At 63.6% G+C, this 22,847-nt stretch carries 19 protein-coding genes and 1 tRNA gene; 14 read left to right on the forward strand and 6 right to left on the reverse strand.

Annotated features, from left to right (window positions below; genetic code table 11):
* Positions 1 to 129: 129 nt before the first annotated feature.
* Positions 130 to 1,164: a BMP family protein gene (locus tag ABLE71_RS03460; protein ID WP_348781960.1), complete on the reverse strand. Its 1,035-nt coding sequence runs from the start codon at positions 1,162 to 1,164 to the stop codon at positions 130 to 132.
* 250 nt (positions 1,165 to 1,414) lie between these two features.
* On the opposite strand from ABLE71_RS03460, the gene ABLE71_RS03465 reads away from it, so the two are divergent.
* The 9 genes from ABLE71_RS03465 to denD all read left to right on the forward strand — a co-directional run bounded on the left by ABLE71_RS03465 (position 1,415) and on the right by denD (position 10,989).
* Positions 1,415 to 3,172 carry an ABC transporter ATP-binding protein gene (locus ABLE71_RS03465; protein WP_348781961.1) on the forward strand — a complete coding sequence of 586 codons (1,758 nt, stop codon included), beginning with the start codon at positions 1,415 to 1,417 and terminating at the stop codon, positions 3,170 to 3,172.
* 91 nt (positions 3,173 to 3,263) lie between these two features.
* Positions 3,264 to 4,349 carry a dipeptidase gene (locus ABLE71_RS03470; RefSeq protein ID WP_348781962.1) on the forward strand — a complete coding sequence of 362 codons (1,086 nt, stop codon included), beginning with the start codon at positions 3,264 to 3,266 and terminating at the stop codon, positions 4,347 to 4,349.
* 59 nt (positions 4,350 to 4,408) lie between these two features.
* Complete coding sequence (locus ABLE71_RS03475) at positions 4,409 to 6,046, forward strand: ABC transporter substrate-binding protein (protein ID WP_348783652.1); 1,638 nt, start codon at positions 4,409 to 4,411, stop codon at positions 6,044 to 6,046.
* Between the two features lie 38 nt (positions 6,047 to 6,084).
* Positions 6,085 to 7,143 (forward strand): ABC transporter permease, encoded by a 1,059-nt coding sequence (locus tag ABLE71_RS03480; protein WP_348783653.1) that lies wholly within the window; start codon positions 6,085 to 6,087, stop codon positions 7,141 to 7,143.
* Positions 7,140 to 8,057, forward strand: coding sequence for a nickel transporter permease (gene nikC / locus ABLE71_RS03485; RefSeq protein WP_348781963.1), 918 nt, complete (start codon positions 7,140 to 7,142; stop codon positions 8,055 to 8,057). The genes ABLE71_RS03480 and nikC overlap by 4 nt, the downstream gene beginning before the upstream one ends.
* A complete protein-coding gene (locus tag ABLE71_RS03490) occupies positions 8,054 to 8,887 on the forward strand; it encodes an ABC transporter ATP-binding protein (RefSeq protein WP_348781964.1) in 834 nt (277 codons plus the stop codon). The genes nikC and ABLE71_RS03490 overlap by 4 nt, the downstream gene beginning before the upstream one ends.
* Positions 8,884 to 9,645: an ABC transporter ATP-binding protein gene (locus ABLE71_RS03495; protein ID WP_348783654.1), complete on the forward strand. Its 762-nt coding sequence runs from the start codon at positions 8,884 to 8,886 to the stop codon at positions 9,643 to 9,645. Before ABLE71_RS03490 ends, ABLE71_RS03495 begins: the two co-directional genes overlap by 4 nt.
* 78 nt (positions 9,646 to 9,723) lie before the next feature.
* A complete protein-coding gene (locus ABLE71_RS03500) occupies positions 9,724 to 9,978 on the forward strand; it encodes a DUF2188 domain-containing protein (RefSeq protein ID WP_348781965.1) in 255 nt (84 codons plus the stop codon).
* 21 nt (positions 9,979 to 9,999) lie between these two features.
* Positions 10,000 to 10,989 (forward strand): D-erythronate dehydrogenase, encoded by a 990-nt coding sequence (gene denD, locus ABLE71_RS03505; RefSeq protein WP_348781966.1) that lies wholly within the window; start codon positions 10,000 to 10,002, stop codon positions 10,987 to 10,989.
* A gap of 84 nt (positions 10,990 to 11,073) precedes the next feature.
* On the opposite strand, the gene yidC is transcribed toward denD, so the two are convergent.
* Genes yidC through rpmH form a run of 3 tightly spaced genes read right to left on the reverse strand, consistent with a single transcriptional unit; the run spans position 11,074 to position 13,429 of the window.
* Positions 11,074 to 12,906 carry a membrane protein insertase YidC gene (yidC, locus tag ABLE71_RS03510; protein WP_348781967.1) on the reverse strand — a complete coding sequence of 611 codons (1,833 nt, stop codon included), beginning with the start codon at positions 12,904 to 12,906 and terminating at the stop codon, positions 11,074 to 11,076.
* 17 nt (positions 12,907 to 12,923) lie between these two features.
* A complete protein-coding gene (rnpA, locus tag ABLE71_RS03515; protein WP_348781968.1) occupies positions 12,924 to 13,280 on the reverse strand; it encodes a ribonuclease P protein component in 357 nt (118 codons plus the stop codon).
* A 14-nt stretch (positions 13,281 to 13,294) separates the two neighbouring features.
* Positions 13,295 to 13,429, reverse strand: a complete 135-nt coding sequence (gene rpmH / locus ABLE71_RS03520) for a 50S ribosomal protein L34 (RefSeq protein ID WP_287093473.1) — start codon at positions 13,427 to 13,429, stop codon at positions 13,295 to 13,297.
* 252 nt (positions 13,430 to 13,681) lie between these two features.
* Between rpmH and ABLE71_RS03525 the strand changes: the two genes are divergently transcribed.
* The 4 genes from ABLE71_RS03525 to ABLE71_RS03540 all read left to right on the forward strand — a co-directional run bounded on the left by ABLE71_RS03525 (position 13,682) and on the right by ABLE71_RS03540 (position 17,698).
* Positions 13,682 to 14,458, forward strand: coding sequence for a TVP38/TMEM64 family protein (locus ABLE71_RS03525; RefSeq protein ID WP_348781969.1), 777 nt, complete (start codon positions 13,682 to 13,684; stop codon positions 14,456 to 14,458).
* A gap of 43 nt (positions 14,459 to 14,501) precedes the next feature.
* Complete coding sequence (locus ABLE71_RS03530; RefSeq protein ID WP_348781970.1) at positions 14,502 to 15,926, forward strand: FAD-dependent oxidoreductase; 1,425 nt, start codon at positions 14,502 to 14,504, stop codon at positions 15,924 to 15,926.
* A gap of 31 nt (positions 15,927 to 15,957) precedes the next feature.
* The gene (locus ABLE71_RS03535; protein ID WP_348781971.1) at positions 15,958 to 17,445 is read left to right on the forward strand and encodes a HAMP domain-containing sensor histidine kinase; all 1,488 of its coding nucleotides are present in this window, start codon (positions 15,958 to 15,960) and stop codon (positions 17,443 to 17,445) included.
* A gap of 176 nt (positions 17,446 to 17,621) precedes the next feature.
* A tRNA-Arg gene (locus tag ABLE71_RS03540) sits at positions 17,622 to 17,698 on the forward strand.
* Between the two features lie 495 nt (positions 17,699 to 18,193).
* On the opposite strand, the gene ABLE71_RS03545 is transcribed toward ABLE71_RS03540, so the two are convergent.
* Together ABLE71_RS03545 and ABLE71_RS03550 are read right to left on the reverse strand one after the other, a co-directional pair.
* Positions 18,194 to 19,096: a ribose-phosphate diphosphokinase gene (locus ABLE71_RS03545; protein WP_348781972.1), complete on the reverse strand. Its 903-nt coding sequence runs from the start codon at positions 19,094 to 19,096 to the stop codon at positions 18,194 to 18,196.
* Positions 19,086 to 20,846: a thymidine phosphorylase family protein gene (locus tag ABLE71_RS03550; RefSeq protein WP_348781973.1), complete on the reverse strand. Its 1,761-nt coding sequence runs from the start codon at positions 20,844 to 20,846 to the stop codon at positions 19,086 to 19,088. Before ABLE71_RS03550 ends, ABLE71_RS03545 begins: the two co-directional genes overlap by 11 nt.
* On the opposite strand from ABLE71_RS03550, the gene ABLE71_RS03555 reads away from it, so the two are divergent.
* On the forward strand, positions 20,845 to 22,440 hold the full coding sequence (locus ABLE71_RS03555) for an MBL fold metallo-hydrolase (protein ID WP_348781974.1): 1,596 nt from the start codon (positions 20,845 to 20,847) through the stop codon (positions 22,438 to 22,440). The genes ABLE71_RS03550 and ABLE71_RS03555 overlap by 2 nt on opposite strands.
* Positions 22,441 to 22,847 lie beyond the last annotated feature (407 nt).

The raw sequence follows: 22,847 nt of genomic DNA on the forward strand, positions 1-22,847 counted from the left end.
GAAGGTGGCCGAGCAAAGCGAGGTCGGATGAGGGGTGTCAAGCGATCTCACCCCTCACCCGGTTTGCCAGCCTCGCAGCAAACTGCTGGGGGCAAACCGACCTCTCCCTCAAGGGGAGAGGTTACCCTATCACGACGACTTAGGCTCTTCGTCGTTGACGACGGTGACCAGCGAGCCGTCCTTGATCGCCTTTTCCTTCTCGGCGACCTTGGCCATGACTTCGGCCGGCACCTTGCCCTCGAAAGTGCCGAGCGGTGCGAGCGAGCAGCCGCCCTCCTTCATGAAGGAATAGACGCCGTAGTCGGCCGCCTTGAAGGTGCCGGCCTTGACCTCGGCGATTGCCTTGTCGAGCGTCGGCTCGAAGTGCCATAGCGCCGAGGCGACGACCGTCTCGGGATAGTCTCCCTGAGTGTCTATGACGTTGCCGATGGCGAGCACGCCCTTTTCCTTGGCCGCGTCCGAGACGCCGAAACGCTCGGCGTACATGACGTCCGCGCCGCCGTCGATCTGCGCGAAGGCGGTCTCCTTGGCCTTGGGCGGATCGAACCAGGAGCCGATGAAGGCGACCTGGAACTTCGTGTCGGGCGCGGTCTCCTTAACGCCCGCCATGAAGGCGTTCATCAGGCGGTTGACCTCGGGGATCGGAAAGCCGCCGACCATGCCGATGTTCTTCGACTTGGTCATGGCGCCGGCGATGATGCCGGTGAGGTAGGAGGCGTCCTGGATATAATTGTCGAAGACCGAGAAATTCGGGTTCTTGTCGTCGGGCTTGAAGGAAGAGCCCATCAGGAACGCAGTTTCCGGATAGTCCGCCGCTACCGTCCGCGCAGCCTCCTCGACGCCAAAGACCTCGCCGACGATCAGCTTGTTGCCGGCCTCGGCATATTCGCGCATAACGCGCTCGTAGTCGGTGTTCGAGACGTTCTCGGTGGCGACATATTCGATGTCGCCGCGGTCCTTGGCCGCGTTGGCCGCCTTGTGGATGCGGCTGACCCACTGCTGCTCGAACGGGACCGTATAGATGGCTGCAACCTTAAGCTTCTCCTGCGCGAACAGGCGCGAGGGAGCGCCGACGGCGGCGAGCGCCGCCGCCGCTCCCGAAGCCTTCAGCAACTGCCTGCGGGAGAACGCCGGGAGGCCGGCAAGAAACTGATTTCTGGGCATATTTTGACCACCTCTGGTTGTTTCAGGTTCAGGTTCATCCCGTCCTGTTTTTATCGTTTGGTCAAGATTAGGCTAAATCCTTCACACCGGCAATCGACCGCTGGGCGCTGCCCAAGGGTAAATTCGACGCCGCCCTGGCGCCGCGACTTTCCCGCCGCGATGCGGCGGCGGGACCTTTCAATCGTGACTTGACCGAATCCTTCCTATATAGGCCGCCTGCACCCCATTCCTGGTCCCGGGACGTCGTCGATTGCTCAAGTTTTTCCGCTCCTCCGCGAACCAGCGCCTGGTCGGCCGGCTGCTCAGAGAGTCGTTCCGAATGCATGCCGGACTCTACGGCATTGCAATCATCGCAATGATGGTGATGGCGGCCATGACGGCCGGAAGCGCCTGGATCATGCGCGACATCGCTAACGAGTTTGCCGGCCCCAAGAGCATCGAAAACATCTACTTCATCGCCGGCGCCGTCGCCGCGATCTTTATCATCAAAGGCGCCGCAACCTACATTCAGGCGCTGTATCTCAGCCGCGCCGGCAACTCGATCATCGCCGACCGGCAGCGCAAGATATACGACCGCCTGCTGGAGCACGGAATCGAGTTCTACCATTCGTATTCATCGGCCGATCTGATTACGCGCATGACGCAAAGCGCCCAGAAAGCCAGAAGTGTCGTGGATATCCTGGTCACGACCTTCATCCGCGATCTGTTCTCCGTCGTCGGACTCGTGCTGGTCATGGCAATTCAGCAGCCCGTCCTGTCGCTTGTCGCCTTCATCTTCGGTCCGATCGCAATCCTAGCGGTCAACAAGCTCCTCAAGAAAACACGGCGGATCGCGGAGAAGGAAATGGCTTCCATCTCCACGATCATGCGCGTGATGCAGGAGACGGTGTTCGGCGCGCGCATCGTGAAATCCTTCAACCTGGAAGGCATGATGCGCAACCGCATGTACAAGGCGGTGGCCGACGTCGAGAATCGCGCGAACAGCATCGCGGCACTCGAAGCCGTCACCAACCCGATCATGGAAACGCTGGCCGGACTGGCGATCGCCGGCGTGATCCTGATCAGCGGCTACCTGATTGTCGAGGAAGGTCATACGCCGGGATCGGTCATGGCTTTCATCACCGCGATGCTGCTCGCCTACGAGCCCGCCAAACGGCTGGCGCGCGCGCGCGTCTCGCTGGAAAAAGGCATGGTGGGCGTCAGACTGATGTACGAGATCGCCGACCGCCCGCTGAAGCTCGAGGAAGCGCCAGACGCCAAGCCGCTGTCGGAGGGGCCCGGCGAAATCCGCTTCGAGGACGTGTCGTTCTCCTACCGCGACGGCGAGGCGGTTCTGTCCGACCTCGACATGGTGTTCCCCGCCGGCCAGATGACGGCGCTGGTCGGCGCGTCGGGCGGCGGCAAGTCCACGGTGCTCAACCTGATCATGCGCCTCTACGATCCGGACAAGGGCCGGGTGCTTTTCGACGGCGAGGACATAAAATACGCGACGCTGCATTCGCTGCGCGAGAAGTTCGCCTATGTCAGCCAGGACACGTTCCTTTTCGAAGGAACCGTGATGGACAATATCCGCATGGGCAGGCAGGAGGCGACGGACGAGGCGGTCGTCGCGGCGGCGAAGGCGGCCAACGCGCATGCCTTCATCAAGGCCATGCCCGAGGGTTACGCGACGCATATTGGCGAAAACGGCGTGCTGCTCTCGGGCGGCCAGCGGCAGCGCATCTCGATCGCGCGGGCGATGCTGCGCAACTCGCAGATCCTGCTGCTCGACGAGGCGACGAGCGCGCTCGATGCCGAATCCGAATCGTTGTTCCGCGATGCGCTGGAGAACCTGCAGCAAGGCAGGACGATGATCGTCATCGCGCATCGCCTGTCGACCGTGCACCGCGCCAACAACATCATCGTGCTGGAGGCGGGCAGGATCGTCGAACAGGGATCGCATTCCGAATTGCTGGCCTTGCCGGGCGGCACGTACAAGAAGCTGCACGAGTACCAGCTCCTGCCTTGAAAATGGCCGCACAGGGCCGGGTTCCCGCCGCGCCGCTTTCCGGCTTGACGCCTGGCGCGCGACAATCATCATCGAGCCAAAGGAGACCTTGATGCAGCTCGTTTTCGACGGCCACAACGACGTGCTCTACCGCCTGTGGAATCATGCGGCCAAGGACACAGATCCCGTCGCCGAGTTCATCGAAGGTCCGGAAAAGGCCGGCTACACGGGATCGCAGCGCGGTCATATCGACATGGCGCGCGCCAAGGCGGGCGGCCTCGCCGGCGGGCTTTGCGCGATCTATATCACGTCCGGCCATCTCGACTTCGGCAAGCCGGACGAGAAAGGCCACTATGCAACGCCGCTCTCGGCGCCGCTCGAGCGGCAGCCGTCGCTCGACATCGCGCTCGACATGGCGGCGATCGCGTTGCGCATCGAACGGACCGGCGGCTGGAAGATCTGCCGCAACTCGGCGGACATCGCCGCCTCGATAAAGGCGGGGGCCTTCGCGGCGGTGCTGCACATGGAAGGGTGCGAGGCGATCGACGCCGAGCTTTCCGCGCTTGAATTGTTTTACGCCGCCGGACTGCGCTCGCTCGGACCCGTGTGGAGCCGCAACAACATCTTCGGGCATGGCGTGCCCTTCGCCTATCCGATGAGCCCCGACACCGGCCCCGGCCTCACCGAGGCCGGCAAACGGCTGGTCAAGGAATGCAACCGGCTCGGCATCATGATCGATCTCGCCCACATTACCGAAAAGGGTTTCTGGGACGTGGCGAAGCTTTCGGACCAGCCGCTGGTGGTGAGCCATTCCAACGTGCACGCGATCACGCCTGTCGCTCGCAACCTGACCGACCGGCAGCTCGACGCGGTGCGCGAGAGCAAGGGGCTGGTCGGCCTGAACTTCGCCGTCGGCATGCTCAGGCCCGACGGAAGAGAGGACGCCAACACGCCGATCTCCGACATGGTCCGCCACATCGATCATCTGGTCGAACGGATCGGAATCCACGGCGTGGCGATCGGATCGGACTTCGACGGGGCGACGGTTCCCGCCGAAATCGGCGACGCCGCGGGCCTGCAGAAGCTCGTTGAAGGCTTGAGGAACGCCGGATATGGTGAAAGGGATCTGGCAAAGATATGCCGCGAGAACTGGCTGAGAATACTGGCCTCGGCCTGGCACGAAACGGCTGCTGCCTGACGGGAGAGCCTCGAAAAAGAGAGCAAATTCAACAACAAGAACAGGGAACCACCGACATGATGATGGGAAAGATGCACGGACATTTCCGCCTGATGCTCGCGGGCGCCGCGATATCGACGCTGGTTTTCGCCACCCAGCCCGCCTGGGCTGAAACGCCCGCCGACACGCTGGTCCAGGCCTGGGCTATCGACGACATCATCACCATGGATCCCGGCGAAGCCTTCGAGATCAGCGCCGGGGAGATCACCGGCAACACCTACGACATGCTGGTGCGCCTCGACATCAACGACACCACCAAAGTGGTCGGCGGCGTCGCGGAAAGCTGGACCGTCTCCGATGACGGCATGACCTACACGTTCAAGATCAAGCCCGACCTGAAATTCGCCTCGGGCAACCCGATCACCGCCGAAGACGTCGCCTGGTCCTTCGAACGCGCGGTCAAGCTGAACAAGAGCCCGGCCTTCATCCTGCAGCAGTTCGGCCTGACCGCCGACAACGTCACCGAAAAGGCGAAGGCGGCGGATGCGTCGACCTTTGTGTTCACGGTAGACCAGGCCTACGCGCCGAGCTTCGTGCTGAACTGCCTGACCGCAACCGTCGCTTCCGTCGTCGACAGCAAGCTGGCGAAAGAGCATGCCGCGGTGGTGACGGCCTCGGCCGATTACAAGTTCGACAATGATTTCGCCAACGACTGGCTGAAGACCAATTATGCCGGCTCCGGCCCCTACAAGCTGCGGGAATGGCGCGCCAACGAGGTGGTCGTGCTGGAACGCAACGACAACTATTATGGGCCGAAGCCCGGTCTTGCCCGCGTCATCTATCGTCACGTGAAGGAGAGCGCCACCCAGCGTCTCATGCTGGAAAAGGGCGATATCGACGTCGCCCGCAACCTGGAGCCGGGCGACTACGAGGCGATCTCGCAGAACGCCGACTTGACGACGACTTCGGCGCCCAAGGGCACGGTCTACTACATCAGCCTGAACCAGAAGAACGAGACACTGGCCAAGCCCGAGGTGCGCGAGGCGTTCAAATGGCTGGTCGACTACGATGCGATCGGCTCGACCATCATCAAGGGCATCGGCGAGATACACCAGGCCTTCCTTCCCAAGGGCGTGCTCGGCGCGATCGACGATAATCCCTACAAGCTGGACGTGGCCAAGGCCAAGGAGCTGCTCGCCAAGGCGGGGCTGCCGGACGGTTTCACCATCACGATGGACGTGCGCAACACACAGCCGGTGACGGGCATTGCCGAGTCCATCCAGCAGACGACCGGGCAGGCCGGCATCAAGATGGAACTCATCCCGGGCGACGGCAAGCAGACGCTGACCAAGTACCGCGCCCGCAATCACGACATCTATATCGGCCAGTGGGGCGTGGACTATTGGGACCCGAATTCGAATGCGGAAACCTTCACGTCGAACCCGAACAATGCCGACGACTCGCCGAACAAGACGCTGGCATGGCGCAATGCCTGGGACGTGCCCGAGCTGACGAAGGAGACGAAGGCGGCGCTGCTGGAGCGCGACAGCGCCAAGCGCGCCGACATGTACAAGGCGCTGCAGAAGACGGTGCTTGAAACCAGCCCGTTCGTCCTGATCTTCCAGCAGACGGAAGTGGCCGGCCTGCGCAAGGACGTGAAGGGCTACAAGCTCGGCCCGACATTCGACACCAACTTCGTCGGCCCGGTGACCAAGTGAGGCGCTAGACGCGGCCGCGAGGCTCGCGCTTGACCGCTATCGAGGCGAGAACGGAGGCGAGGCGCAGACGCGCCAGCGCCTCCGTCATCGCATGGGCGGTGGCGCGCTTCATCGGCATCGTTGTCATCACCTATCTCGGACTCCTCGCGGTCACCTTCTTCATCGGGCGCGTCGTTCCGGTCGATCCGGTGCTAGCGATCGTCGGCGACCGCGCGCCGGCGAGCGTCGTCGCGCAGGCGCGCAAGGAATACGGGCTCGACCTGCCGCTCTACGAGCAGTTCGTGCTTTATGTGAAGAATGCGCTGACCGGCAATTTCGGCCGCTCGGTCCTGTCGACAAATCCGGTGATGACCGACATCGCCCGGGTGTTCCCCGCGACGATAGAACTTGCGACGCTCGGGACCATCATCGGGGCAGTGCTCGGCGTGCCGCTCGGCGTGCTCGCGGCCGTGAAACGCGGAACGATTGCCGACCAGATCGTGCGGGTCGTCGGGCTTGTCGGCTATTCCGTGCCGATCTTCTGGCTCGGCCTTATTGCGCTTCTGATCTTCTACGCACGGCTCGGCTGGACCGAGGGGCCGGGCCGCATCGGTATTGCCTACGAGTTCACCTTCACGCCGATCACAGGCTTCTACCTGCTCGACGCAATCCTGCAGCGCGACTGGGGGGCGTTCCGCGACATCTTCTCCCACATCATCCTGCCGGCTTCGCTGCTCGGCTATTTCTCGCTCGCCTATATCAGCCGCATGACCCGCTCCTTCATGCTGAACGAGCTGTCGCAGGAATACATCGTGGCGGCGCGCGCCAAGGGGCTGAGCGAGACGCGGATCATCTGGCGGCATGCGCTGCGCAACGCCGCCGTGCCCCTGGTGACGGTGATCGCGCTTTCCTACGCCGGCCTGCTCGAAGGGTCGGTGCTGACCGAGACCGTGTTCGCCTGGCCGGGGCTCGGGCTCTACATCACCAATTCCCTGCAGAACGCCGATATGAACGCCGTTCTGGGCGGCACGATCGTCATCGGCTCGGTCTTCATCGGCATCAATCTCCTGTCGGATGTTCTCTACCGCCTGCTCGACCCAAGGACGCGCGAACGATGAGCGCAGTTCCGTCCTCGCGCCGCGAATGGCTGCTCAGCGACCGACCGCAGTCGCGGCTGCAGGCCAAGCTCGGCCGCGCCTACGTCACCTGGCGGAGCTTCTCCGCCAACTGGCTCGCCGTGGCCGGGCTCGGCATCATCATCGCACTGATCCTGGTGGCGATCTTCGCCGATCTCATCGCGCCCTACTCGCCGACCATCGGCAACCTCAAGGATGCGCGGCTGCTTGCGCCGAGCGCGACGCACTGGTTCGGCACGGACGACCTCGGGCGGGATATCTTCTCGCGTGTGATTTACGGCTCGCGGCTGACGCTTTTCGTCGTCATCCTCGTCGCCATCATCGCCGCACCCATCGGCTTGCTGGTCGGTACCGTCGCAGGCTACGCGGGAGGCTGGGTCGACGCGATCCTGATGCGGATCACGGATATTTTTCTGGCCTTCCCGAAGTTGATCCTCGCGCTTGCCTTCGTTGCGGCGCTGGGGCCGGGCATCGAGAACGCGGTGCTGGCCATCGCCATCACCTCCTGGCCGCCCTATGCGCGGATTGCCCGCGCCGAGACGCTGACGGTGCGCAATTCGGACTACATCGCCGCCGTGCAACTGATGGGCGCCTCGCCATTCCGCATCGTGCTGCGCCACATCATGCCGCTCTGCCTGTCGTCGCTGATCGTGCGTGTCACCCTCGACATGGCCGGCATCATCCTGACGGCGGCGGGGCTCGGTTTCCTCGGCCTCGGCGCCCAGCCTCCCCTGCCCGAATGGGGCGCGATGATTGCATCCGGCCGCCGCTTCATCCTCGACCAGTGGTGGGTGGCCGGCATGCCGGGCATCGCCATCCTCGTCGTCAGCCTCGGCTTCAACCTGCTCGGCGACGGCCTGCGCGACGCGCTCGATCCCAGGAGCGGAGAGCAATGAAGCCGCTGCTCGACGTGGAGAAGCTCAGCGTGCGCTTTCCGACGCGTACCGGCGTGATCGAGGCTGTGCGCGGCATATCCTTCACACTCGGCCGCGAACGTCTCGGCATCGTCGGCGAATCCGGCTCCGGCAAGTCGCAGACCGGACGCGCCATCATGGGGCTGACGCCCGCGAATGCAGAGATTTCGGCGGAACGGCTAGATTTCGACGGCATCGACCTTCTGACGGCGCCTGCCCGGCTGCGGCGGGACCTGCGCGGCAAACGGATCGCGATGATCCTGCAGGACCCGAAATATTCGCTGAACCCGGTGATGACAATCGGCAGGCAGATCGTCGAGACCCTGCGCACGCACGAGGCGGTCGGCCAAGCGGAGGCGCGCGAGCGCGCCCTCGTCATGCTCGAAGCCGTGCAGATACGCGACGTGAACCGCGTCTACGACCTCTATCCGCACGAGGTTTCCGGCGGCATGGGCCAGCGCGCCATGATCGCCATGATGCTGATCGCTGGGCCGGAGCTGCTGATCGCCGACGAGCCGACGTCGGCGCTCGACGTGACGGTGCAACTCGACATATTGCGCATCCTGGACAGGCTGGTTGCCGATCGGGGCATGGGGCTGATCTTCATCTCCCACGATTTGAGGCTCGTCTCGTCCTTCTGCAACCGCGTGATCGTCATGTACGCAGGCAAGATCGTCGAGGAACTGCCGGCCACGGAACTGGCGAACGCTGAGCATCCCTACACGCGCGGGCTCTTGAACTGCATGCCGAAGATCGACGAGCCCAGGCACCCGCTGCCGGTGCTGGAGCGCAGGCCGGAGTGGGCGCTGTGACCGCCGCGCTCGCCATCGAGGATTTGAGCGTCGTCTACGACCATCACTATGCGCTGAAGGAAGTCAGCCTTCAGGTCGAACGAGGCGAATCCTTCGGACTGGTCGGCGAATCCGGATCGGGCAAATCGACCCTGCTGCGCGCCATCGCCGGGCTGGCCCCGGTGTCGGCGGGCACGATCACGGTCAATGGCGATGTGCTCGGCCCGCGCCGCGACAAGGCATTCTACCGCGAAGTCCAGATGGTGTTCCAGGATCCCTATGGCTCGCTGCATCCGCGCCAGACGGTGGACCGGCTGCTGCTGGAGCCGCTCGCCATACACGGCTTCGCGGACGCAGAACAACGCATCGTGCGCGCGCTGGACGAGGTCGGACTTGGCTCGGGTTTCCGCTTCCGCTATCCGCACCAGCTGTCGGGAGGCCAGCGGCAGCGCGTGGCGATCGCCCGGGCGCTGATCCTCGAGCCATCCATCCTGCTGCTCGACGAACCCACATCGGCGCTCGACGCCTCCGTGCAGGCGGAAGTGCTCAACCTCCTGGAGGAGGTGCGGCGCGCACGCAAGCTGACATTCCTGATGGTGAGCCACGATCTCGCGATCATCACCCATCTGTGCGGCCGGCTGATGGTCATGCAAACCGGAGCGGAAGTCGAGAAGCTCGATGCGACGAGCCTTGCGAGGAGGCAAGTGGGACAGGACTATACGCGGAGGCTGCTGACGGCGAGCGCCGGCTTCGTCAGAACTGACGAGCCAGCCGGGTAGCGGCACCCGATTGCCCTATGGACGGAAACGCTCCATATCAGGGCCTCGGTGGTAGGCCGAACGAGAGCGGAGAATACGATGAACAAGCTCACCTACGAGATCGTGGAGCATGACGGAGGCTGGGCCTACAAGCTCGGCGGCACCTATTCGGAGACGTTTCCTTCGCATGCCGATGCACTCACCGCCGCGAAGATCGCGGCCGCCGAGCAGCAGGTGGCTGGCAGAACCGAGGGAATCGAGTACGAAGATACCACGGGCAAGTGGCATGGCGAGGTTTCGCAAGGCGACGACCGCCCGCAAACCGAAGTTTCCGACCCCACCAAATCAGACTGACACCAACGCGATCGAGCAAACATGCACGTACTTGTCATCGGCGCCGCCGGAATGGTTGGGCGCAAGCTGGTAGAGGCGCTCGTCGCCAAGGGCGAGATCAACGGCAAGCTGGTGGAAAGGCTGACGCTGGTCGACATCGTCGAGCCGACGGCGCCCGCGCGCTTTGCCGGAAAGGCTCGGACCATTGCCGCCGACCTCTCCGACGATGGCGTGGCGGCCAGGCTGGCCGCCGAACGGCCGGACCTGATCTTCCACCTCGCGGCCATCGTTTCGGGAGAAGCCGAGGCCGACTTCGAGAAGGGCTACCGGGTCAACCTCGACGGCACCCGCGCGCTGCTCGAGGCGATCCGGCTGGAGGGAAAGAAATCGCCTTACAAGCCGAAACTGGTCTTCACTTCATCGATCGCCGTCTTCGGCGAGCCGCTGCCGGATATCATCGGCGACACGCATCACCACACGCCGCTGACCAGCTACGGCACACAGAAAGCAATCGGGGAATTGCTGCTCGCGGACTATTCGCGGCGCGGCTTCCTGGACGGCGTCGGCATAAGGCTGCCGACCATCGTGATCCGGCCGGGCAAGCCCAACAAGGCCGCGTCGGGCTTCTTTTCCAACATCCTGCGCGAACCGCTGGCAGGCCTGGAGGCCGTGCTGCCGGTGAAGGAGAGCGTCAGGCACTGGTTCGCCAGCCCCCGCGCGGCGGTGCGCTTCCTGATGCATGCCGCGGCGCTCGATACATCGGTACTTGGCAGCCGGCGTTCGCTGAGCATGCCCGGGCTGAGCGCCACCGTCGGCGAGGAGATCGAGGCGCTGCGGCGCGTCGCCGGCGACAAGGCGGTGAAGCTGATCCGCCATGAGCCGGACGAAACGATTGCCAAAATGGTCGACGGCTGGCCGCGGAATTTCGATGCGAGCCGGGCGACAGCGCTCGGATTCGAGGCTGAAAAGTCGTTCGACGAGATCATCCGCGCGCATGTCGAGGACGAACTCGGCGGCACCATCCCGGCATAGAGCAATTTCTGGCAAATCCGGATCACTCTGCCGGAGGGCATTTGGCCCGAATCAGCGACAGCCGAAATGCCCGGCCCTCGCCGGCTATTCGGCCGGCGAAGGTTTCTTCTTGAACATGGCGATAAGATTGTCCCACAGCTCGATCTTGGCGCCCTGGCGCTTCATGATCACGCCCTGCTGGATGATCGACAGCGTGTTGTTCCAGGCCCAGTAGATAACGAGACCGGCCGGGAAGGACGCCAGCATGAAGGTGAAGATCACCGGCATCCAGGTGAAGATCATCTGTTGCGTGGGATCGGGCGGCGTCGGGTTCATGCGCATCTGCAGGAACATGGTGACGCCCATGATCAACGGCCAGACGCCGATCATCAGGAAGGCTGGAACGGCGAAGGGCAGCAGGCCGAACAGGTTGAAGACCGAGGTCGGATCGGGCGCGGCAAGGTCCTGAATCCAGCCAAAGAACGGCGCATGCCGCATCTCGATGGTCACGTAAAGCACCTTGTAGAGCGCGAAGAAGACCGGAATCTGGATCAGCACCGGCCAGCAGCCGGCGAGCGGATTGATCTTCTCGGTCTTGTAGAGCTCCATCATCGCCTGCTGCTGCTTCATCTTGTCGTCCGCGTATTTCTCGCGGATCTCCAGCATCTTCGGCTGCACCATCTTCATGTTCGCCATCGACTTGTAGGACTTGTTGGCGAGCGGGAAGAAGATGGCCTTGACGATGACCGTGGTGGCGAGGATCGCCAGCCCGAAATTGCCGAGCGCCTTGTAGAGCCAGTCGATGAGGTAGAACATCGGCTTGGTGATGAAATAGAACCAGCCCCAATCGATCAGCAGGTCGAACTGGCGGATCTTCTGGTTGGTCTCGTAGGCCTGGATCTTGCCGACTTCCTTGGCGCCGGCGAAGACGCGGGTTTCGACAGTCGCCGACGCACCGGGCGCCACCGTGATGGCGTCGGTGACGAAGTCAGCGCGGTAGCGCGGCCGGCCGTTGTCATCGAAATAGGCATAGCCCGGCTGGAACGGCTGCGCGCCCGACGGCACCATGGCGACCGCCCAGTATTTGTCGGTGATGCCGAGCCAGCCGTCGGTCGACTTGCCCGGCTTGATCTGCTTGGATTCCTCGACATCGGAATAGTCGATCTCCTGCAGGCCCTCCTCGCCGGTAACGCCGATCAGGCCTTCGTGAAGCACGTAGATCGACGCGGTCGCCGGCTTGCCGAAGCGCATGACGCGACCGTAATTGTGGAGCGTGACCGGCGCGCCGCCGGCATTCATCACTGAATCGGACACGGTGAACATGTAGTCGGAATCGACTGCGATGGTCCGCCTGAAGGTCAGGCCCTTGTCGTTAGTGAAGGTCAGCACGACGGGGGTGGTTGGCGTCAGCGTCTGGTTGCCTTCGACCGTCCACACGGTCTCGGCGCCCGGCACCGTTCCGGCCTCAGCGCCGCCGACAAAGCCGACCTCGGCGAAATAGCCGTTCGGCAGATTGGACGGGCTGAAAAGCTCGATCATGGGAGAATTGTCGTCGACCGTCTCGCGATAGCGCTTCAGCCTGACATCGTCGAAGCGTGCGCCGGTCAGGTTGATCGAGCCCGAAAGGCTCGGCGTGTCGATCTTGACGCGGGAGCTGGCGGCGATCGCCGCTTCGCGGCTTTCGGCGCTCGGCGCTCCACCGGGCGCTCCCGGCACCTCTGCCCCGGGAACCGCACCGGCCGGCGGCGCCGGCGCATCGACCGCCGCTCCCGGATTTTGCGGCGTCGCCGTCTTCTGCTCGGCGGCGACCCTCTCCTGCTGGATGCGGGCGGCCTCGCGTTCCGTCTCGATCTTCGGATTCATGTAGAAGACCTGCCAGAGCGTCAGGATCAGCACCGAAAGCGCGATGGTGATGAAGAAATTGCGGTTGGTTTCCATCGTAGGCCCTTGGGATCCTATAGCGCCTTGCGCAATCGCCGCGACAGTTCGGTCTTGATCTCGGCAAACGGCGCGGCCAGCAATTCCTCGCGCCCGACGATCACATAGTCGTTGCCGGGCTGCATGTCACGTGCGGCATGAACGCGGACGGCTTCCCTCAGCCGCCTGCGGATGCGGTTGCGCACCACCGCATTGCCAACCTTCTTGGTGACGGTAAAGCCGACGCGGGGTGCGTCCTGGTTACCGCGGTCGAGCACTTCCAGAAGGAAAAACCGCCCGCGGCGCTTCTCACCGCGCCGGACGGCCAAAAATTCCTTCCGCTTACGCAGCCGCACTGGGGTAGCGGGCTGCCGGGGCTTGCCGGTCTCCGGCAACGGAGCGTTTTCGCTCAGGCGGAAAGCCGCTTGCGACCGCGATTGCGGCGGGCTGCTACGACATCGCGGCCGCCCTTGGTGGCCATCCGGGCACGGAAGCCATGCCGGCGCTTGCGGACGAGTTTCGACGGCTGATAGGTACGCTTCATTTGTTTTAATACCGCGGCGTGCGGCCCTTCTTGATTCTGTCACCGATGCAACAGGAGCTTGGCTGGGCGATCTTAGCGCAATCGAAATCGCGCCGGACTGAAGACCCGAGCGTGCGCGGGGCTTATAAAAACAAGGCGGCGCGGAGTCAACCGGACGCGTTTTTGCCAATCCGGGCAGGCGCGGATCATCATTACCCGGCCTCGGGCATCACGCGGGTAGGCATCCGGAATAGCTTCCTATATGAAGCCCATATGGACCCGAACCGCAAACTGGCTAGGCAGCCGGCCGCCGGCGGGCCGGCCAACCCCTTCGCAAGCAAGAGCTATCTCCGTTTCGCGCCGATCGGGGTCATACTCGCCGGGCTGATCCTGGTCTATGCACTGGGTTGGCATGAACGCCTGTCGCTGAATACCCTCGGCGAGAGCAGGGAAACGCTGCAGGAGATGGCCGCCGACAACCCCGTCATGGCGCCCGTCGGGTACATCGCCCTCTACGCGCTCGCAATAGCCTTCTCCCTTCCGGCGGGCGCGGTGCTTACCGTCATCAGCGGCTTCCTGTTCGGCTGGCTCGCCGGCGCACTCTACGCAATAGTCGCCGCCACGATCGGTGGCGCCGCCCTGTTTCTCGCCGCTCGCACGGCGCTTGCCGGATTCTTCAGGAACCGTACCGGGGGCATGGCTGCAAGGCTCGCCGAGGACTTCGAGAGGGGCGCATTTTCTTACATATTGGTGTTGCGACTTGCGCCATTCATCCCTTTCTTCATGGTCAGCGTCGCCCCAGCCCTCTTCAACGTGCGGCTCAAGCCCTTCCTCGCAGCCACCGTGATAGGCGCGCTTCCCGGCGCCCTTGCCTATGCATGGCTCGGACGGGGTGTCGACAGCGTCCTCGTTGCCGCGCAAGCCGCCGGCGAGGATATCGGCATGTCGGATTTGATCACGCCCGAGATAACCGTCGCCTTTCTTGCGCTGACGCTTGTCGCGGCGCTTGCCGCGATTGTAAGGAAGGTCCGGAGGCAGCAAGCGTCCTGACCTTCGCAGCCTGCCGCGAAGACGTCGGGTTGCGGGGAAATTCATGGCAAAGGCACTTACTCCCGACATATGCGTCATCGGGGCCGGCCCCGGCGGCATCGCGCTGGCGACCGGGGCCGCCGCGTATGGCGTCAAGGTCGTCCTGGTCGATAACGGTGCGACCGGCGACCAAAACCCCAACCGGCGCGCCCTCGCCGTCTCGGCATTGATCGCCGCGGCAAAGCAGGCGCAGGCGGTGCGCGGCGACCGAGAGTTCGGCATTGCCGAAGTCGAACCGGAGATCGATTTCAAGGCGGTGATGGCCCGTGCCCGAGAGGTCGCGGCCGACGCCGCACCTGCGTTTTCCCCGGAGCGGCTGGCTACGCTCGGGGTCACAGTGATCAACGCCCAGGCCCGCTTCACAGGCCGACGAAGGCTGGCCGCCGGCGACACCGAGATCCGCGCGCGGCGATTTGTGCTTGCAACCGGCTCGACGCCGGTCGAGCCTGCCATTCCCGGGCTGAACGAGATCGGCTGCCTGACCGCCGACACTGTATTCGAGCTTGGCCGGCGGCCCGGGCACCTCGTGATCATCGGCGGCGAGGCGAGCGGACTGGAACTGGCGCAAGCATTTCGGCGTCTCGGGTCGCAGGTTACCGTAATCGAGGCCTCAACGGTGCTCGCCGACGAGGATCCCGAAATGGCTTCGGTCGTCGCCCGCAGGCTGCGCGCGGAAGGCGTGACCATCCGCGAGGGCGTCAAGGTCACCGGGGTCGAGCGGCGCGGCAAGACCAGCGTCAGGGTCCTCATCGAGACCGGGACCGGCGCCGGCGAGGTCGATGGCAGCCACCTGCTCGTGGCTGTCGGGCGGGCGCCAGACATCGGGACGCTCGACCTCAAGAAGGCGCGCGTCGCGCTCAAGGGCGATGCCGTCGACGTCAGCGCCATGTTGCGCACGACCAACCGCAGAATCTACGCCATCGGAGACGTCGCCGGCGCGTCACCATCCACACAAATGGAAACATACCAGGCCGCCCTCGTGCTCAAGGCGCTGCTCTTCCGCCTGCCGGCCAAGGACCGCGCGATCGTGCCGCGCACCATCCATACCGATCCCGAACTGGCCCGTGCCGGGCTGACCGAGGCACAGGCCCGCAGGCGGCACGGGCGGCTCACCATCCTGCGCTGGCCCTATGCCGAAAACGACCGGGCCCGCGCCGAGCGCCGCCAGGAAGGCCATATCAAGCTTGTCGCCTCGAGAAGGGGCGAAATTCTCGGGGTGACGATCGCGGGTGCAAACGCCTCCGAACTGATCGGCATCTGGGCGCTCGCCCTGTCGAAGGGTCTGTCGCTCAAAGACATGGCTTCTTCCATACCGCCCCACCCGACAATGGGCGAAATTGGCAAAAACGCCGCAATCACCTATTTTGCTAAAAGGGCACGCAGGCCGCTGGTGCGCGGCATGGTGCGCCTGCTGCAACTTTTCGGCTGAGGCGGACGAACGCCCGGTCGAGGACATCTGGATGGGCGAGAGAGTTTCCGAAGCAACGTCAACAGGTCCCGAACCGGCAAGGACCGTGCCGCTGGCGCGCGGCCTGTCGACGAAGCTTCTCGTGCTCACCGTGCTCTTCGTCATGATCGCGGAAGTGCTCATCTTCCTGCCCTCGATCGCCAATTTCAAGCTGCGCTGGCTGGAAGAACGGCTCGGAACAGCCGCAGCCGTGTCGGTCGTGCTGGTGCAGCAGGATTCCGCAAGCCTGCCGAGGACACTGCAGGACGATGTGCTGATGGCGATCGGCGCCAACGCGATCGCGGTGCGCGACGGCGGCGTATCGCGGCTTCTGGTTATCGCGGAGATGCCGCCCGAGGTGGACGAGCATATCGATCTCGCCCGTACCGGGCCGGTCGCCGCCATGTCGGGGGCGCTCGACACGCTGTTTTTCGGCGGCAAACGGATGCTGAGGGTTTTCGGCAAGGTCGGCGAAAGCGCTACCGAGTTCGAACTGGTCATTCCCGACAAGAGGCTGCGCGAAGCGATGTTCGTCTATTCCGGAAACGTGGCGCTGCTGTCGCTCGTGATCTCGCTCTTTACCGCAACGCTGGTCTATGCCGCGATCGACCGCATCATGATCCGGCCGATCCGGGCGATGACGAGTTCGATGCTCGCCTTCGCGCGGGCGCCCGACGATCCAGGGCGGATCATCGCGCCCGAGGACCGCTCCGACGAGATCGGCGTCGCCGAGCGCGAACTTGCGGACATGCAGCAGCGTCTGCAGCGGACCATCGGCGAGCAGAAGCATCTCGCCGATCTCGGGCTGGCGGTCTCCAAGATCAATCACGACATGCGCAACATCCTGGCCTCCGCGCAGCTCTTGAGCGATCGTCTGCGCGGCGTGCGCGATCCTTCGGTCCAGGCATTCGCGCCCAAGCTCCTGCACGCGCTCGACCGCGCGGTCTCCTACTCCGAAGGCGTGCTCGCCTACGGCCGCACGCAGGAGGCGCCGCCCTCACGCCGGCGCCTGAGGCTCCGGCGGCTGGTCGACGAAGTGCAGGATCTGCTCGGCCTGGATGCGAGCGGCGGCATCGACTTCATCAATGCCGTCGATGCCGGTTTCGAGATCGATGCCGATTCCGAGCAACTGTTTCGCGTGCTCACCAACCTGTCACGCAACGCCATCCAGGCGATGACTTCCGACAATGGCGCCGCCGTGGTGCGGCGGCTGACGATCTCGGCCGAGCGCATCGGCAGCGTCAGCCGCATTCTGGTGACCGATACCGGTCCCGGCCTGCCCCGGAAGGCACGCGAGAACCTTTTCGCGGCGTTCCGCGGCTCGGCACGCAGCGGCGGCACGGGACTTGGGCTGGCCATCGCGCACGAACTCGTGCGTGCGCATGGCGGCTCGCTGGAGCTGGTCGAAAGCCTGGGCGGGCGCACCGTCTTTTCGGTAACGATCCCGGACCAGCCGGTGCGCCTCGACGAGGCGCGCAGCGGGCTGCGGCGCCCAGCGTGATGCGGGTGTCCGGCGTGAAAAGCCGGACAACCGGTGCCAGCGCTCCGACACCCCCTTCCGATCACGCGGCAAAAGTTTTGCCGCAATGCGGCTTGCTTTTCGCGCGCGTCGTCGCTAGGTAGCAGCTCACGTCGCGGCCGGACGAGTACCGGCCCGTGGGCTTGTCTGCCCGGTGCGCGCCCGTAGCTCAGCTGGATAGAGCACCAGACTACGAATCTGGGGGTCAGGAGTTCGAATCTCTTCGGGCGCGCCATCTAAACGACTGATTTGGTTGGAAATTCGTAACAACCCTTTACGAGGACGTCCCTCCGAAAATTGCCGGGTCGTCACGGGGTCGTCACCGCCCTTCGAAAGGCGATGCAAGATTCCTTGCGAGCAGGCGGCGATCATTCTGCGTGAAGTATCGGTCAACCTCCACACCGTTGATCGGCGGACTTCATTTGAGTAGCGTTCGTGGATAGATAAGGCTGGGCGACTGACGAATCGGGACCTGATGGCTCTTGTTGTCAGGCCTGTCCCGAATGCCGACATGAGGTGCACGGCCGACAGGCAGCTTTGGGCCGGAACCGGAATGTCCGATCTCAACACGTGCGTAGAGGAAGGCCCCCAGCGTTGCGTCCAGTGACAGCGATCGGCCGCCCCGCCTCGGCAAACGTTTCGGGCGACGCGCCGTGCCGTGTTTCAGCGAAACTGGAATCTGTGTATCTTTCCGGCTCGGCATCGAGATGAGACACTCGCTCGATGCAAGTCAGCCACTAAGCGCGCCTGCCAGAAGCGGCGCAAGTTGCACGACATTCGTCGGATGGCGCACGCTGTCGGTTGAAACGATCCGGGTCGTGCCTGCGTCATACAGCGCCGCTGTGTCCTCTATGGAACTGAGCATGTGCGTGACATAGAGGTCGGCGCGGGTCGCTCCTGCATCGAGCAGAAGACGGGTAGCTTTGCGAATGGTCGAGCCGGTCGACACCATGTCGTCTATGAGCACGACCGTCCTTCCTCTCACAATGTCGAGGCGCTCGATTTCGATCTCTACGGCGCGGTCTGCTCTGCGGACCTTCCGGCCTACGAGTGACGAGCAGGCCGTTATTCTTGCTGCCGCTTCAACCCAAGGACGCGATTCCTCGTCGGGGCCGACAAGAACTGGCTCTTCACCTGGATTGTCGCTGGCGATGGCGGCGCCAAGAAGCGGCGCGGCGCTCAGTTGCATGACAGGAATGCTGAAGACGTCATTCAGGTCATGGGTACGATGCAAATGCGGATCGACTGTCACGATGCGATCGAAGGCGCCGGACAGCAGCCGTGCCACCACCTTCTGACTGACGGCCTCTCCCGGACGAAAAGCGATGTCCTGGCGCATATAGCACAGATACGGTGCTACAAGCACGACCGGCTGGGCGCCGGCGTCGCGCAATGCTGAGGCTGCCAGCAGCAGATCGACCAGCCTTCCATTCGGGTGATCGAGTGGACAGTAGACGACAGCCGTACCTTTCTGGGGCACGATCCGCACCAAGCTTTCCTCATCCGGGAACCGTCGTACGTTTATCGGGCGCCATGGCGAATCCAGTGCTGTTGCAAGCCGCCGCGCCGGTTCCTCGTGATCGCCAAAGGAATGGACTGAAGCGACCATCATTCGGGGATGGCTAAGGACCATTGGTCGCGTCCACCCCAAATCCAGGATTGCGCTCGGCCGCCTCGGTCGCCAGATCGAGATCGCCCGTGCGGGCGGCGTGTATCCGGTAGACCGCTTCCCCCTTTTCGACGAAATCGCCAGTCTTGCGAAGAAGGTCGATTCCGGCACCCCGATCAAGAGGGGCTCCCGCCAGCCGTGCAATCCGGGCCAGCCGATAGCAATCCATGTTTCTCACCCTGCCACTGGCGGGCGTCAGGATATCCTGCGTCAGATCGCCAAGGCGGAAGTCCATCGGCGGGGGGCCTTGCAGCGCCATGATCCTTTCCATTGCGCGCAACGCCGCTCCCGTATCCAGCAACTCTCTCGCACGCGCATAGCCGGTTCCACCCCGACAGGCCGGATCGAGCTCGATGATACGCGCCGCAAGCTGGAGCGACTTCTCGCGCAGGTCCGAAGGGGCCCCGAGCTCGCAGCGCAGCACAGCCATCACGTCGCGCGCCTCGAGCACGGGTCCGATGCCTCGTCCGATCGGCTGGTCTGCCTCGGTCACAGCGACATCGATGTGCAGCCCCAGCTTGTCGCCGACGAATTCAAACAGCTTGCGCAACCGTACCGCGTCTTCCGATCCGCGTACCTTGGCGGTTGGTCCGACCGGGATGTCGACGACGAGATGCGTCGATCCTGCCGCCACTTTTTTCGACAGGATGGAGGCCACCATCTGCTCGCGCGTGTCGATGCCGAGAGGGCGCTGCACCGAGATGATGATGTCATCGGCAGGCGAGAGGTTGACGTTGCCGCCCCAGACTATGCAGCCACCACACTCGTTCACGACATGCCGCATTTCCTCGACGGACAAGTCCACACGTGCCAGCACTTCCATCGTGTCCGCTGTCCCAGCCGGCGATGTGATCGACCGGGACGATGTCTTGGGAATGGTCAAGCCGTGGGCTGACACGATTGGAACGATCACCATCGAGGTGCGATTTCCAGGGATGCCGCCGATGCAATGCTTGTCCACGACGATCGGCTGTCGCCATTCAAGCCTGCTGCCGACCGCAATCATCGCTTCGGTAAGCGCCAGGAGTTCGTCCGTCGTCAGGAAGCTCGCCGAGCCGATCAGGAAGGCCGCCAGCTCCATTTCGCTGTATCGGTGGTGGGCGATGTCGACAACGATGTTGCGGATATCCTCCGACGAAAGCGTGGCGCCCCTGATCTTCGCACGCACGCTTTCGAGGCTCCGGGGCGGCACTGCCGGGGCGATCGCGACGCTGGACCCTTCCGGAAGGCCGAGGTTTGAAAATCCCTGCTCCGAGAGGCCTAGCTCGTCATCCGCCACGATGCCTTCGTCGTCGGCAATCGCGAGCGAGGCGAGAATTTCGTGGCCATCTTCGCCAGTGATACTGACCTTCTTCAGCGCCCGATGCTGATCAGGCCTGAATGCCTGGCAGTGCCTATAGACATAGGCGATGCTTTCGTTGTGTGTATCGATCCCGACGCGCTTTAGCTTCAACAACCCGGTCAATCCCAGCGATGGGCGCTGCGCCTTACGATTAACTGAAAGACGCTTCGAAGCTAGGCTGGTAACACAAATCGCGACCGTCCCCGTCGCTGATTTCAGCGGAAGCTGCACATCGGTTCGATGATGCCCGGCAGAACGACCGGGCCGTCGTGCCTCAAGATCATCCTCCGCTTGCGCATCAGCAGCCGCATGTGTCCAAATGGAAGAACGGTAAGACCCTCCGTTTCCGTGGTCACCGAGGAAGGAAACCATGCACCCGATTCTGCGTTTTCACGGCGCCGCCCACGGCGTTACGGGCTCGTGCTACGAAATCGAGACCGGCGACTGTCGGGTCCTTGTCGACTGCGGCCTGTTCCAGGGTTCGAAATCCGAGAAGGAGCTGAACTACGGCGATTTCCCGTTCGACCCCAAGACGATCGATGCGGTCATCCTCACCCACGCCCATATCGACCATAGCGGCCTGCTCCCCAAATTGGTGAGACTCGGCTTTGAAGGTCCGATCTACGCGACACTCCCCACCATAGACCTCTGCTCGGTCATGCTACCGGATTCGGCGCATATTCAGGAGATGGAGGTCGAGAACCTCAACCGCCGCAACGCGCAGCGGGGCCGCCCGCAGGTGTCCCCGATCTATACGATCGCGGATGCTGCCGCCTGCATGACGCAGTTCCGCCCTGTGCAATATGATAATTGGACGAACGCCGGTACGGGAGTGCGCGCGCGCTACTGGAATGCGGGGCATCTGCTGGGATCGGCCTCGGTGGAGATCGAGATCGATCGTGGCGAAACGAACGCGCCGCTTCGTCTGCTGTTTTCCGGCGACATCGGGCCTGGGCAGAAGCTCCTGCAGACCGAGCCGGAGGGACCAATGGGCGTCGACTACCTGATCTGCGAATCCACGTATGGGGACCGCGATCGGCCGGAGGTTTCGCGCGACCAGCGCCGTGCGATGCTGGGCGAGGAAGTGAGCCGTGCTGCAGCCTCCCAGGGGCCGCTCATCATCCCGTCCTTCGCTGTCGAGCGCACCCAGGAACTGCTGGTCGACCTCTTCCTGCTCACCCGCAGCGGCTCGATCCCACCGGGTCCGGTCTTCGTCGATTCCCCGCTTGCAACTCGCGCCAGCGCCATTTTTGAGCGCCATGCCGGCGAGATAGAAGGCGGCAGCGTGCTGCTCGATGCGCTCAATTCGGGCGACATCCGATTCACCGAGAGCGCCGAACAGAGCAAGGCGATCAACCGGCTTTCGGGCTTCTACATCGTCATCGCGGCCAGCGGCATGTGCGATGCCGGCCGAATCCGCCATCATCTCAAGGCCAATCTCTGGCGACGCAACGCCACCATCATGATGGCCGGCTACCAAGCGCAAGGGTCGCTCGGGCGCATCCTCGTCGACGGCGCCTCGCGGGTGCGCATCCAGGGCGAGGAGGTCGATGTCAAGGCGCGCATCGTCCAGTTCGACCTCTACTCGGGACACGCCGACGCCGCCGAACTCGTTTCCTGGGTGGCAAGCCGCTCGCCGGTGCGCAGCGCCATCTTCCTTACCCACGGCGAGGAAGCGGGCCTTACCGGCCTGCGCGACCGGCTGTCCTCCACTTTTGCGTCCGACCGCATCGTCCTGCCGCTCATCGACGACGCCTATGAGCTCGGGCTTTCGAGCGCACGACAGGTCGACCTCAACAGACCGCGCCGACTGAAGCCCGAAAAGGTCGCGCGGCTGGACTGGCACAACGACCTGTCGAAGCTGCTCATCGAAGTCACCGATCAGGTAAACACCGCGGCCGACGAGCGGAGTCGGGCGGCGATCATCCGGCGCCTTCGCCGCGCGCTAGGCTCTACATCATCTTGATCGTGACCGTTCTGGCCACGCATGTGAACAACTAGCTCCCCCGATTGCTCAATCGCACATCCAATTGTGCCCTCAAGAGCCGAGACGATCGGGTCGGCGCGAGCCTGAGCGGGACAGATCCCAACAGTCGGTCGTCACCGTCGGATGATGATGAATCCCTCAAAGGGGGGCGACCTTGCCGGTACACACCCTCGACCACCGCGTTGATATGCGTCAAAGGCACAGCGTCACAGTCGGTCTAAGTTGGGTCCCTAATCAGCATTGCATCCCGACGAGAGAAATCGAATGCCAGCTTTGAAGCAAGGCACTTTGGCACTCGCCGAAACAATGGCTCCTGCAACGCCGATTTCGCTTGGTCATAAGCGTTCGTCGCCACTCAGAACGTAACGGGGCCCTCCCGCTCAGAC

Source organism: Mesorhizobium sp. KR9-304 (genome assembly GCF_040049215.1).
In the GTDB taxonomy this organism is placed as follows: Bacteria; Pseudomonadota; Alphaproteobacteria; order Rhizobiales; family Rhizobiaceae; genus Mesorhizobium_K.